This is a genomic window from Saprospiraceae bacterium, assembly GCA_016716185.1.
Classification (GTDB): Bacteria; Bacteroidota; Bacteroidia; order Chitinophagales; family Saprospiraceae; genus Vicinibacter.
In genome coordinates this window covers 2,592,768-2,606,472 of the sequence record JADJWV010000002.1, presented here as the reverse complement: position 1 = coordinate 2,606,472, position 13,705 = coordinate 2,592,768, and the positions used below count along the sequence as shown (strand labels likewise).

The following is a 13,705-nucleotide window of genomic DNA, read 5'->3' as shown; positions in this document are numbered from 1 at the left end:
ATGAGTCAGTTGATTTTGAAATGGCGCAATTATATTCTCAGGCCTAATTTTATTTGGACCATTGTTTTTATTCTATCGCTTATTTCAATGTTGGCAGTTTACAGTACTTCTGTTAGTGTCACTAAATACAATACAGACAACACATCTTATTTCCTGGCAAAGCACGTGAGTTTTATGCTCGTCGGAATTGGACTCATATGGGTCTTTAGTAAAATTGATTATACAAAATTCAATCGATGGGCACCAGTGATGTTGATCCTTGCCATATTTCTGCTGATCCTCACCTTTTTTCTGGGAGTTACAATCAATGATGCTAAACGATGGCTGTACATTCCGATTGTTGGAGTCTCATTTCAGGTTTCAGATTTTGCAAAACTGGCCTTGTTCCTGTATTTGGCAAGATCCATTTCTGAGAAACAAGATGTGATCAAAGGATTTCGGTCGGCGTTCATTCCAATCATGCTTCCTATACTCATTATATGCGGACTGATCGCACCTTCTAATTTAAGTACGGCAGCAGTAGTTTTTATGGGTTCGATCATCATGATGTTTATTGGAAGGATCCAGATCAGATACATCCTAATGGTCGTGCTTTTTGGAATCATGCTGTTTGCTTTCTTACTGTTGCTGGAAAATTGGTTTCCCGGAATGACAAGGGCAGAAACCTGGGTTTCGAGAATTACCAATTTCATGAATGGTACAGAAGATGAGTATCAACTCGAGCAAGCTAAAATGGCGATTTCCAATGGGCATCTTTTTTTGCCCAATCCAGGCAACAGTCAACTTAAAAATTTTATTCCCTATTCATACGCTGATTTTATTTATCCCATCATTTGTGAAGAATATGGTTTGATTCTGGGTGGTTTTGGAATTGTTTTTCTTTATCTGGCCTTGCTGTTGCATTGTGTCGGAATCGTTACCAATTCAACCCGAGCATTTGGTGCGCTCCTTACTATTGGAATCGGAGTCAACCTCGTTATGCAGGCTTTTTCAAATATCGCTGTTTCATTGGGACTTATCCCGATCACCGGTCTTCCTTTACCTTTTATAAGCATGGGTGGTACTTCTATGATTTTTACAAGCATCTCCCTGGGTATGATCATCAGCGTAAGCAGGCATATACAAAATTTAAAACTCGATGCAGAATCTGAAATCCAGACAGCAGATCAGCAACCAGCCGATACCCAACTCATATTGAATTATGAAGGTACTGATTAGTGGTGGTGGAACGGGGGGGCATGTTTTTCCTGCGATCGCAATTGCCGATGCATTAAAAGAAATTTCAAATGACATCGAAATTCTCTTTGTAGGGGCAACAGGTAAACTCGAAATGCAGAAAGTACCGCAGGCAGGTTACAACATTGTTGGCCTACCCATACGCGGATTGAAAAGAAAGTTGAGCCTCGATCATTTAAAATGGATTTTCCTGTTAATTATTTCACTGATCAAAGCATTTCAGACCATACGAAGGTTCAAGCCCGACATTTCTGTAGGCGTTGGTGGATATGCAAGCGGACCTGTTTTGAGAATATCTTCATGGATGGGGATTCCCATCGTGATCCAGGAGCAAAATTCTTATCCGGGCATCACCAATAAATTATTGGCAAAGTCGGCTGATAAAATTTTTGTTGCATTTCAAGGTTTAGAAAAATATTTTCCTGTCGCTAAAATTTTACATACCGGGAATCCGGTTAGAAAAGATCTTCTGAAGCAAACTGATCGGAAAGAAGCAAGTAATTTTTTTCAACTCGATCCCGGTAAAAAAACCATTTGTGTATTTGGAGGAAGTCTTGGAGCCCGGGCTGTAAACGATGCCATTTTAGGATCTATGCAAATGATCTCCGATCATCATGAATGGCAATGGATTTGGCAATATGGAAGTATTTATGAAAATACGCTGAATGCAGCTTTGGCAGAAGTCCCCCAAAACGTTAAATGTTTCGCTTTTATAGAAAGAATGGATCTGGCTTATGCCGCGGCAGACCTGGTAATTTCCAGGGCGGGAGCGCTGACCCTATCTGAATTGATGGTTACCGGCAAACCCAGTATACTCATTCCTTCACCTAACGTAGCAGAAGATCACCAAAGTAAGAATGCAGCGTATTTGACAGAACATCATGCTGCTTTTATGTTATCCGAAAAGGAATTAAGTCAAAGGCTTTGGCCTTTGATCGAAGAAATACTTTCCGATGATGAGGTGTTGATCAGAATGAAAACAAAACTCAAAGAAATGGCCAGACCAAAGGCCGCAGAAACCATAGCAAATCAAATCGTCGAAATCGCAAAAAAATGCAATTAGATAAGTTGCAAACCATTTATTTCCTGGGTATTGGAGGAATTGGCATGAGCAATCTGGCCTGGTATTTCCATAAACGGGGAGTAAAAATTTATGGTTACGACAAGACTCCTTCTCCCCTGACAGATTCCATGCAACAACATGGAATCCAAATACATTTTGAGGATAATCAGAGTTTGATTCCCGAAGATACGGATCTGGTGATCCTGACTCCGGCGGTACCTGCAGATTTGGGCGAATTACAATTTATACAGAAAAAAAAATGGCCGATTCACAAGCGATCGGAAGTGTTGGGTTGGATCACTCGACAGGTTTTCAATATTGCTGTGGCAGGTACGCATGGAAAAACGACCACCAGCGCACTGCTCAGCCATCTGCTCGTCGATGGGGGTCTTCCTGTGACCGCTTTTTTGGGGGGGATCAGTACCAATTATCAAACCAATTTTCTGGACACAGGAAGTCAGTTCATGGTTGAGGAAGCTGATGAGTACGATCGCTCATTTTTACACCTCAGCCCGAATATTGCCATTATTGGCTCTTTGGATGCGGATCATCTCGATATTTATGGCAGCCGGGAAGCCATGGTCAATTCATATCTGGAATTTGCCGGTAAAATAAAATCAGGAGGTACTTTATACCTCAGTAACACTATAGCTGCAGAGGATATTGAGAAATTTCATTCCAGTCTGGAGGACATTGAAATTTATCTATTTGGAACAGATTCCGGAGACGTGAGAGCTCAAATCACGGGAACCGATTCTGGCAGGGTTTTGTTTGAATATATTAGTAAAATATATCATATAAAAGAATTATCTTTACGCTTGCCTGGCCATCATAATGTCCGCAATGCATTGGCAGCAATAAGTGTAGCCATGCAACTCGGGCTGAATGAAAACAGGATCCGAAAAGGACTTGAAAGCTTTACGGGAATTCAGCGACGATTCCAATGGAGACTGGATACCCCTAAAAAAGTTCTGATCGATGATTACGCCCACCATCCTGAAGAATTGCGGTCTGTTATTCAGGCGTGCAGGGATATCTATCCCGATCGTCTGATTACAGGAATATTTCAACCGCATCTGTATTCGCGTACGCGAGACTTTCTTGAAGAGTTTGCATCTGCGCTCGAAGGATTGGATCAGATCATTTTGGTTGAAATTTATCCCGCCAGAGAAGAACCCATTCCGGGAATCAATTCGGAATTGCTGTTTGATCGCATCAGGCATCCAAAAAAATGGATTTGCAGAAAAGACAGCCTCCTCCGTTTGTTGCCGGATCTGGAACTCGATGTGGTGATGACTTTGGGAGCAGGCGACCTGGATTTGATGATAGACCCAATGATTGAAGTCATTGAAAAATAGATATAAGTTAAATTTCAAAAGAATACTAACAGTTGTAAGTTCAAACACATGAACACAAAACTCAAAGGTCTCATTTTAATATCGGTCAACCTGTTGATACTTTTGGGTATTGGCATCTTCTGGATGCACGCGGTCAAGAATAAAAGAATTGAAAAACCGAAAGACCTGATCATCCGTCTGGAAACTTTTGGGCAAGGTGGGCTGATTGAAATGGCAGATGTTAAAAAATGGGTCTTTGATTTTTACAACAAGGATGTGCGCAGGATCAGTATCTATGCGTTGAAACTGGATCAACTTGAAAATTACCTGTTGAAACAGTCGCTTGTGCGTAAAGCAGAAATATTTGTCGATCCGAAAAATAAACTTCACATTTATATCGAACAGCGAAAACCAATCGTAAGGGTGGTGGATGTTCAGGGCAGCCAATTTTATCTGGACGAAATGGGCTACAAAATTCCGGTCTCTCCGAAATATGGGGCAAGGGTGCCAGTGGCTACAGGACTTTGGCAACCGGTATCCGGCAACCGGCTGGACGAAAAAAACAAAATTTATTACGGAAGCTTGATAAAATTAGTCAATGCAATTGGTGCGGATAGTTTTGCACATGCGTTGATTGAACAAATTGATTTGGATTCTAACGGCGATCTTACCTTGATTCCCAAAATCGGCCAGGAAAAAATTCTCCTCGGGGGAACAGAAGGTGTCGAAGACAAATTGAATCGTTTGAAATTATTCTATCAGGAAAACATGGGTCGTCAGGGATGGAATGTATATGAAACCATCAACCTGAAATTCAAAGGACAAATTATTGGTAAAAAGGAAAAACAGGAAAGTTGAATTTATTCATCCGATAAAAATCTTATGATATGGAAGTAAGTTACAATCCAAATCCGGAAGTAGTTGTAGCCCTGAATGTCGGGACTACCAAAGTAAGCGCATTTGCAGGGAAGAAAAATATTTTGGGAAAAATTGAGTTGTTGGGTTTTGGGACCGCTTCATGCGATGGAGTACAGAGAGGGGTGGTGAGCAACATCGATAAAACTTCAAAAGCAATTTGCGATGCTATCGATCAGGCAGAAAAACGCAGCCGACAGGAAATCACGACTGTTTTTGTGGGTATTGCCGGAGAACATATCAAAAGCCTTCATCACCAGTCTGTAGTTTATCGGGACAATCCAAAAAATGAAATCACCCAGGAAGACATCGAAATCCTGATTCAAAACATGCATAAAATAGCCTTGCCCCATGGCGATAAAATATTACATGTCGTGCCACAGGAGTTTTATATCGACAACAGCAAGGAAGGTTATCTGGATCCAATAGGCATGGCCGGATCCCGATTGGAAGGGAACTTCCACATCATTACTGCCAACACAGAAGCGCTTGATAATTTGATCAGAGCTGTTGAAAAAGCACAGTTGCATATTGCGGGTTTCGTTCTGGAGCCCACAGCTACAGCCGAAGCAGTTTTATCGAATGATGAGAAAGAGGCCGGTGTTGTGCTGGTTGATATTGGAGGAGGAACTACAGAAGTCAGCATTTATGCGGATGGAATAGTGCGCTATACAGGGGTCATCCCTCTTGGTTCCAACGTCATTACCAAAGACATCAAATCGGGTTGCTCGGTTATATATGAGCAAGCTGAAAAATTGAAACAGCGTTTTGGTTCTGCCGTTGCAGATGAAATTGTCGACAATCGCATTATCACGATACCCGGATTGATGGGAAGGGAACCCAAAGAAATATCTGAAAAAAATCTGGCAAGAATTATCCAATCAAGAGTTGAAGAACTCTTCGAATACATTATGTGGGAAATCCGAAGGAGTGGATTTGAAAACAAAATCCTGGCAGGCATGGTATTAACCGGAGGTGGTGCGAAACTCAAGGATATAGAACTGTTGGCAGAATTTCAGACGGGTTTGTCAACCAGGATTGGGAACCCACTCGAATATAAAATTGCTCATTTAGACGAAGGTTCTTTACAAACGGCATATTCGACAGGATTGGGTATTTTGCTGGAGTCCATGAAGAAAGTCACTCCAGGTTTACCTGAAATAACAGAGGCTAAAACGCAGGGACATGTCTTTGATGTTGATGATCCCGGCGAAAATGAAACTGAAACAGTGGAGGTAGAATCAGCAAAGGGTATTTTAGGCAAAATCAGGAATGGCGTATACCACGGATTTCTCGATTTCTTCAAGCCGGGTGCAGATTCGTACATCTGATATATTTTTTTAATTTATATATAAAAAAAAATCATAATTTATTTTTATTTGTAATATATAATTACGTATCTTTACATCATAAACAGATATTGAATTTTATAATATGAGTCAAAATTCCATCATCAAGGTCATCGGAGTAGGAGGTGGTGGAACCAATGCTGTGACCCACATGTATAATTTAGGGATCAGAGGTGTCGATTTTGCAATTTGCAATACGGACAACCAATCCCTGGATCTGAGTCCGGTACCTCATAAAATTCAACTTGGACCTAATCTGACAGTCGGTCGGGGAGCTGGCAATAATCCCGAAATGGGTAAAAAGGCCTGCCTTGAATCTACGGAAGACCTTCAGGAATTCCTGGAAGCCGATACCAAGATGTTATTTATTACTGCAGGAATGGGTGGTGGAACTGGGACAGGTGCTGGTCCGATTTTAGCTAAAGTGGCCCGTGAAATGGGGATTCTCACCGTGGGCATTGTGACTCAGCCATTTTCTTTTGAAGGTCCGCGAAGAGGAAAGCATGCCCAGGAAGGAATTGAACAATTAAAACAAAACGTCGATGCACTCATCGTCGTTTCAAATGATAAATTAAGACAGATTTATGGGAATTTGCCTATGTCCAGTGCATTTTCTCATGCCGATAATGTGCTGGCTACTGCTGCTAAAGGAATCGCTGAAATTATAACAGTTCCGGGCTACATCAATGTGGATTTTGAGGATGTAAATTTCGTAATGAAAGAAAGCGGTGTTGCAATAATGGGCTCTGCCGCAGCATCCGGCGACGATCGGGCTAAAAAAGTTATAGAAAATGCCTTGAATTCTCCTTTATTGGAGGACAACGACATTCGTGGGGCTAAACATATCCTCTTGAATATTACAACCGGAAGAAATCCGGAGATCACAATGGATGAGGTGGGTACCATTACCGAGTACATTCAACAGGAAGCTGGCTTCGAAACAGACCTCATTTGGGGTTCCTGCGTAGACGACAGTCTGAATGATCAGATCAGCGTTACTTTGATTGCGACTGGATTTGGATCCGGATATAAAGAACGCACCGATCAAATTGCAAAAAAAATAGGGCTTGACGAAGATTATGAAAACATTAGGAATACCGATGAAACTGTTGGAAAACCTTATGTGTTTGAGTTTGAAGAACAGCCCGAAGACAAAAAAATAATCGAAAGACATCCCGCCACCAATTCGGCTGAAGGATTGTCTATCGGCTCTAAGCAACATGACCAGGAGTTAAGTACTCATCAGAGTAAAAGAGGTCGTAACCCCGTAATGTCCTCGCCCTTACAAGATGTAAAAAACTTAACAGACACAGAAAATATACCGGCTTTTGAACGGAGAAATGTGAAGTTGGATTGGGTTAACCCTTCTTCAGAGTTCAATTCATCTAAAGTACGGATGTACATAGATGAGGATAACAAACCCGAAATTCGGGAAGAGAGCTCCTTTCTCCACGATAATGTCGATTAAAGATGCTTCGTCTTTTCATACCTTTTCATGAGATTGGTTTATTAAGTCCGGGCGCTCGTCCGGACTTTTTTTTTACGAAGTCTTCAGAACTGAGCTTTAAGGCTCTGATTTACAGGCCTTAGCTTAACTTTATGTCAGTAAAAAATGGCATTTATCCCTCTGAATTTGTTTATTTTTGCTCATGGAAGTTAAAATCGGCAGATTTGGCAACCTCAGTGATTGTTCTGCCGTATTTAATTTAGTATATAAACAATGATTCTTTTAGCTAACCTTAAATTTTAAAATCTATGCGACATTCTTTAATCTTGATTGCTGCACTCTTCCTTTCCATATTTAGTTTGGATGCACAATCTGTGAAAATTTTTGGCTACGTATATAATACGGATAAAAAGCCTGTTGCCGACTGGCCTGTTACAATTCTAACGAGTCCCGCGACAAATGCAGCCGGTGTTCGTCTCCAAACCAATGCGGATGGTTTTTATGTTCATGAATTTAAATTGAACCCAAATGTGGCTGCTTATTTAGTAAATGTTTCGGATCCTTGCCAGGTAGCGCCGCAAGTTCAAAAAGCACCCGGCCAGGAAGGAAAATACCAATTGGATTTTGTGATCTGTGCCAAATCTGATCCGGCAGGAGATCCCTGTGATGGAAAATTTGATTTCGCAGTTCATCAGGACGGTTGGGTTGAATTCCACGCCAGTGCGGCCACAGAACGCGTAGAATACTTTTGGGAATTTGGCGATGGTACCAGCGGATCGGGTAAAGATGTCAGACATCAGTACAATGCTCCTGGTGTATATGTAGTCAACCTGATCATTACCAACGGCACCTGCAAAAAACTTTACACTTTTAAAATTGAAGTAAAGGATTCTACACCCCCACCTCCGACAAGTTGGAACAATGAATGTTGCGGAAAAGTAAATATCAGTTCTGCAACTTTAAATACTTCTGCGGGCAATGGATATAATTTTAAAGCCACTGCCGGATTTCCTATTAAGGAAGTCAGTTGGGATTTTGGAGATGGAACCACCGGTACCGGTGTTGAAGTCAGGCATGTTTATGCCAAGGAAGGTAAATATAAAGTGACTACAAAAATCACAGGTGAATTTTGCACGGTCATTCTCACCACTTGGATTCATGTTGGTCGTGGTACCAATGCCGATCCTTGTGCAGGTATTGACTTTGCATTTGCCACTGATCAACTTTCGGCAAAATTCAGGGCAGACCTCAAAGGAAAAACTGCAGAGCGGATCAAGTGGGATTTTGGCGACGGCACAGGCAGTACAGATGCGGAGACCAGTCATACTTATGCAAAGGCTGGTGTTTACAAAGTCACTTTCTACGTTGTGATCGATGGCAAACTTTGCCAGGTAACCAAAGAAGTCAAAGTTGGTGGACGTACCGATCCAAATTCTCCCTGCAATTACGATTTTAAATTTTCAGTTGATCAACTTACCATAAAGCTTGAAGCCGGTTTTAATGCCGCTCCAGATAAATTTTACTGGGATTTGGGCGATGGAAATACTTCTTCTGATTTTTCAGTAAAGCATACCTATGCAAAAGCTGGAACCTACGTAGTTACTTTGTATTATGTAATCAATGGCGTTGAATGTAAGGTATCAAAAAAGATCACTGTGGGCGGAAGGATTGGAAATAAGTTTGACATTGTGATATACGATGTCAGTCCGAACCCAGCTGTGGATGATGTTATTGTTTCTATTAAAAGCAGCGATAAAGCAGAGGTCACACTCGTAGTCTCAGACGTAACAGGGGTCAGTTTACTAAAATCAAGGGTTGCTCTTGAAACCGGAGATAACAAAGTTCCCATGTCGTTAGTCAACCTGAAATCGGGTACTTATATCGTTTATTTATACCATGAAAATCAGGTTGTATCCAAGGCTTTATTCCAGAAACTTTAAGCCTCCTTTTGAAATTAAGATAGGAATAGATCCAAAAGTTTAAAATTATAAATTGGTGTATTGCAGATGAACGCAGTACACCAATTTTTTTTTTGGAATATCAGGCAAAATATGGCATTCACCCCGGCTAAGAATGATTTGAATTTACCAGGTGAGATTTGAGTAGATTAAACTACATCGGAGTTTTCTTGTTTTAATGCTCTATGGAACCAAAGAAACCAGCAATTACTAAAAAATCATTATGGAGTTCCTATCGTATTTTCAGGTTCATCAAACCATATAAATGGTATTTTATCTGGGGTATGGTCTTTCTGGTTATTGGAAGTAGTCTTTTCATGATATTTCCAGCGGCTGCCGGTGAAATGGCTAACACAGCCATAGGTAAAGGAAAATGGAATCTTACGTTGCCCCAATTCGGTCTGATATTTTTATTGATATTGCTGATTCAAGGAATCTTATCTTATTACCGCACGACGTTTTTTGCATATGTAAGTGAATACGGTATGGCAGATTTGAGAAAAGCCCTCTATGAAAAAATCATCACCCAGGAATTGGCTTATTTCGAAAGTCATCGCATCGGAGAGCTCACCAGCAGAATGACAGCTGATGTCGAACAACTACAATCCAGTTTTTCAATAACCCTTGCCGAACTGATCAGGCAACTCGTAGTATTAATTGGGGGCGTCGCAATTATTGCGTGGATGACTCCCCATCTGGCATTAACGATGTTACTCACATTCCCTGTTATCGTGGTTGCCAGTATTTTTTTCGGACGCTACATCAGATCCTTATCCCGTGCCAGGCAAGATGGGTTGGCAGCAACCAATATCATTGTCGAAGAGAGCCTGCAGTCTTTCCAAAATGTAAAAGCATTTACAAATGAGGATTTTGAGATCCGGCGATTTTCAGATTCCATAGGAAATATGCTCGAATTATCGATGCAATATGCCAAAAAAAGAGGCTTGTTTTTTATATTCATCATTACGGTTTTGTTTGGCGGACTATTTTTTATTCTGTGGCGTGGAGCAATTTTGGTAGAGCAGGGAGAAATGCAAATCGGAGACCTTTTTTCATTTATCATTTATACAGGATTTATTGGCGGAGCCATCGCAGGTTTGGGGAATTTATACACAGCTCTGGCTGGATCCATGGGAGCTACGGAACGCATTCAGGAAATATTAGATCGAGGACAAGAAATTGAATTGCAAAAAGAGAAGAGAACTCCAGTTAGATTTGCCGGCCAACTGGCTTTTCGGGATGTATCTTTTTCATATCCTTCACGAAAGGAGGTAGAAGTTCTTAAAAATATTTCTTTCGAAGTTCCACATGGTAAACGTATTGCTTTTGTAGGTGCAAGCGGTGCTGGAAAGTCGACAATTGTTCAATTGTTGATGCGATTCTATAATCCTGCAAATGGTGTCATTGAAGTGGATGGCGCAAACGTTGAAAATTATGACCTCACTGAATACAGACGGAACATGGCTATCGTTCCTCAGGAAATTCTGCTTTTTGGAGGCACGATAAAGGAAAATATACGCTACGGAAAACCCGAAGCAAGTGACGAGGAGATTATGGATGCAGCCCGAAAATCGCATGCGCTCGATTTTATTGAAGCGTTTCCGGAAAAGTTTGAGACCATCGTCGGAGAAAGAGGGATAAAATTGAGTGGTGGCCAACGACAACGAATTGCCATAGCCAGGGCATTGCTCAAAAATCCATCCATACTGATATTGGACGAGGCGACGTCATCCCTTGATGCCGAAAGTGAAAAACTAGTAAAGGAAGCGCTTGACCAACTTATGAATAACAGAACTTCATTGATCATCGCACATCGGCTTTCAACCATACGCGAGGCAGATTGTATTTATGTTTTAAACAAAGGCAGAATCGTAGAATCGGGAACCCATGAAGAATTACTAACCATAGAGAAAGGAACCTACAAGAATTTAGTGGAATTGCAATTGGAACCTGCGGACATGTAATTCTCATTTCTTGGGTATAAAAAAATCGATAATAAAAATTAATTCCGATCTTACCTCTTTAAACAATTGGAGTCTTCACTAAATGACCTCGCTTAAATTATACAACAGTTTTGGAATTGATGTCCAGGCTCATCAATTGATACCTATTCGTTCAAGAGAGGAATTGCAATCATATGATGCTGAAAGTTTGCCCAGGATATTGGGAGGGGGAACGAATATTTTATTGACAAAGAATATGGATGATCCGGTTTTAAAGATAGAGATCGCTGACATTGAAATCCTGGATGAAACCAGTGATGATATTTTAATTCGGTTTGGTGCAGGTTTGAATTGGCACGAAATGGTCATGTGGTCCATTGAACAAGGTTACGGCGGACTGGAAAACCTAAGCCTGATTCCCGGAACGGTTGGAGCTGCACCGGTTCAGAATATCGGGGCGTATGGTGTTGAAATTAAAGATGTTTTGGAATGGATAGAAGGCTATAATTTTGAAAAGAGGATTGCGCTTAAATTGAATCGGGAGGATTGTCAGTTGGATTATAGGAACAGCATATTTAAAAGCAGTTTAAAGAATAAATTTGCGATCAGCCATGTTGTGCTCAGGTTGAATAAGATGCATAAACTCCATTTGGAATATGGCGCTATCAAAGAAGTCCTCAGGCAAAAAAACATAGAGGATCCAACCATTCGTCAAGTCAGTGAAGCAGTGATTGAGATCCGGAAAAGCAAATTACCCGATCCCGGAAAACTTGGAAATGCGGGAAGTTTTTTTAAAAACTCAACGGTCACTGAAGGAAAATTCCTTGATTTGAAAAAACAGTTTCCGTCCATACAGGCATTCCCCATGCCAGACGGTCGCTACAAATTGGCAACCGGTTGGATGATCGAATATTGTGGTTGGAAGGGAAAAAAAATGGGCCATGTGGGTTGTTATGAGAAACAGGCACTCGTGATAGTCAACTATGGAAATGCAAGCGGACAAGAAATTTACGATTTTTCAATACATGTTGCCCGTTCAGTGTACGATACTTTTGGTGTCCAACTCGAAACGGAAGTAAATATCTGGTAATCAGAAGCAGCCGAAGTATATTCCCTTAATCCGTATATCCGGTTTAGACGATTCCGGATTTAGAAACGCATGTTTCAATTTGAGATAAAACCGTTTGAATGGTCATTATCCTGAATTCAAAATATTTCAACTGGTGAGCACGAAAAAAGTTGAGGTTTTTTTGTAATTCTTATTTATTCAAGAGCTTCTTTCTATACGGTTTTCTGGCGAATAATTCAGTAATTGCACCGGTTTTTTGGGGGAATTGATTTTTAATGACCAATATCAACATCGCAAATGACCAATGTCATCTATAGCAAAATATAAAAAAACAAATCTTGCGATATTATTTGAATCTTATGATAAAATACGTTGAAGGAGATATATTGTTGAGCAAAGCCGAAGCTATGGCTCATGGTGTAGCACCCATGGATCATTTTGACAGTGGGCTGGCCTTAAGTTTGAGGGAGAACTTTCCATCGATGTATAAAGATTTCAGGCATTATTGTCAAACCTTTCATCCCAAATCAGGAGACATATGGTTATGGAGGAGTGCAGATAAGCATAAAATTTTCAATTTATTGACTCAGGAAGCTGCTCAGGGAAATACAGGTCATCCGGGAAAGGCTTCTACTATAAATGTGCGCCATTGCTTTAAAAACCTGGTGAAAGAAATAGAGAAGGAAAATATTCAGAGTCTGGCAATTCCAAAAATTGCAACAGGGGTCGGTGGATTGGATTGGGAAGAGGTCAGAAGTCTGATTGAAGAATATCTTGAGCCCATGCCTATACCCGTTTACGTTTATAAAGTATTCAAGAAAGGGGTGGCAGGTTCGGAGGATTGATAGTATTACTTATTAAAGGCTGATATTGTGTTCAATGGAGGGGAAACTGTTCTCCTCCATTTTTTTTTAGTTGAACCGAAATAGATTTTATCAAATAAAAATGTCATCGTACATTGTAAAAGAATCCAAATCATATGAACCGATCAGAAACATTTTACCAAAAACTTGCGTATTTATTTTATGCGGTCGCAGATGCCGATGGTAATGTCGAAAAGCAAGAACTCGAAAAGCTGCATGAAGAAGTTTTGCGCATTTGGAAATCACTGGACGAAGGTGTGGATGAGTTCAACACGGATCTTTCATTTGAAATAGAGGCCGTTTTTGAATGGCTGGATGAGAATCAATTCTCTTACAAAGATGCATATACCGAATTCAAAGATTACGCTCTTGAACACAAGTCTTTATTCGATGAAGATGTAAAAAAGAGGATCATGCATACGTGCAGAGAATTGGCCGGTGTTTACAGGAAAGTAAACCATCTGGAGGAAAACATATTACACGACCTGGAAAATTTTCTCCGGAAATGGTAATGCATTCATCGGA

General features: G+C 40.7%; 11 protein-coding genes. All 11 read left to right on the top strand.

The annotated features are described in order from the left end of the window. The 11 genes from IPM34_11990 to IPM34_11940 all read left to right on the top strand — a co-directional run bounded on the left by IPM34_11990 (nucleotide 1) and on the right by IPM34_11940 (nucleotide 13,692). Nucleotides 1-1,218, top strand: a complete 1,218-nt coding sequence (locus IPM34_11990; GenBank protein ID MBK8956257.1) for an FtsW/RodA/SpoVE family cell cycle protein — start codon at nucleotides 1-3, stop codon at nucleotides 1,216-1,218. Then, entirely contained in the window at nucleotides 1,202-2,299 is a 1,098-nt protein-coding gene (gene murG / locus IPM34_11985; GenBank protein ID MBK8956256.1) for an undecaprenyldiphospho-muramoylpentapeptide beta-N-acetylglucosaminyltransferase, read from the top strand. Before IPM34_11990 ends, murG begins: the two co-directional genes overlap by 17 nt. Beyond that, on the top strand, nucleotides 2,290-3,657 hold the full coding sequence (locus IPM34_11980; protein ID MBK8956255.1) for a UDP-N-acetylmuramate--L-alanine ligase: 1,368 nt from the start codon (nucleotides 2,290-2,292) through the stop codon (nucleotides 3,655-3,657). The genes murG and IPM34_11980 overlap by 10 nt, the downstream gene beginning before the upstream one ends. 48 nt (nucleotides 3,658-3,705) lie before the next feature. After that, nucleotides 3,706-4,494 (top strand): hypothetical protein, encoded by a 789-nt coding sequence (locus IPM34_11975; GenBank protein ID MBK8956254.1) that lies wholly within the window; start codon nucleotides 3,706-3,708, stop codon nucleotides 4,492-4,494. Nucleotides 4,495-4,523: 29 nt separating this feature from the next. Next, on the top strand, nucleotides 4,524-5,882 hold the full coding sequence (gene ftsA, locus IPM34_11970) for a cell division protein FtsA (GenBank protein ID MBK8956253.1): 1,359 nt from the start codon (nucleotides 4,524-4,526) through the stop codon (nucleotides 5,880-5,882). 103 nt (nucleotides 5,883-5,985) lie between these two features. Continuing rightward, entirely contained in the window at nucleotides 5,986-7,368 is a 1,383-nt protein-coding gene (gene ftsZ, locus IPM34_11965) for a cell division protein FtsZ (GenBank protein ID MBK8956252.1), read from the top strand. A 287-nt stretch (nucleotides 7,369-7,655) separates the two neighbouring features. Continuing rightward, a complete protein-coding gene (locus IPM34_11960) occupies nucleotides 7,656-9,287 on the top strand; it encodes a PKD domain-containing protein (protein MBK8956251.1) in 1,632 nt (543 codons plus the stop codon). Between the two features lie 203 nt (nucleotides 9,288-9,490). After that, nucleotides 9,491-11,269 (top strand): ATP-binding cassette domain-containing protein, encoded by a 1,779-nt coding sequence (locus IPM34_11955; GenBank protein MBK8956250.1) that lies wholly within the window; start codon nucleotides 9,491-9,493, stop codon nucleotides 11,267-11,269. A gap of 82 nt (nucleotides 11,270-11,351) precedes the next feature. Beyond that, nucleotides 11,352-12,338, top strand: coding sequence for a UDP-N-acetylmuramate dehydrogenase (gene murB / locus IPM34_11950; protein ID MBK8956249.1), 987 nt, complete (start codon nucleotides 11,352-11,354; stop codon nucleotides 12,336-12,338). Nucleotides 12,339-12,676: 338 nt separating this feature from the next. After that, on the top strand, nucleotides 12,677-13,162 hold the full coding sequence (locus IPM34_11945; protein MBK8956248.1) for a macro domain-containing protein: 486 nt from the start codon (nucleotides 12,677-12,679) through the stop codon (nucleotides 13,160-13,162). Between the two features lie 134 nt (nucleotides 13,163-13,296). After that, nucleotides 13,297-13,692: a hypothetical protein gene (locus IPM34_11940; GenBank protein ID MBK8956247.1), complete on the top strand. Its 396-nt coding sequence runs from the start codon at nucleotides 13,297-13,299 to the stop codon at nucleotides 13,690-13,692. Nucleotides 13,693-13,705 lie beyond the last annotated feature (13 nt).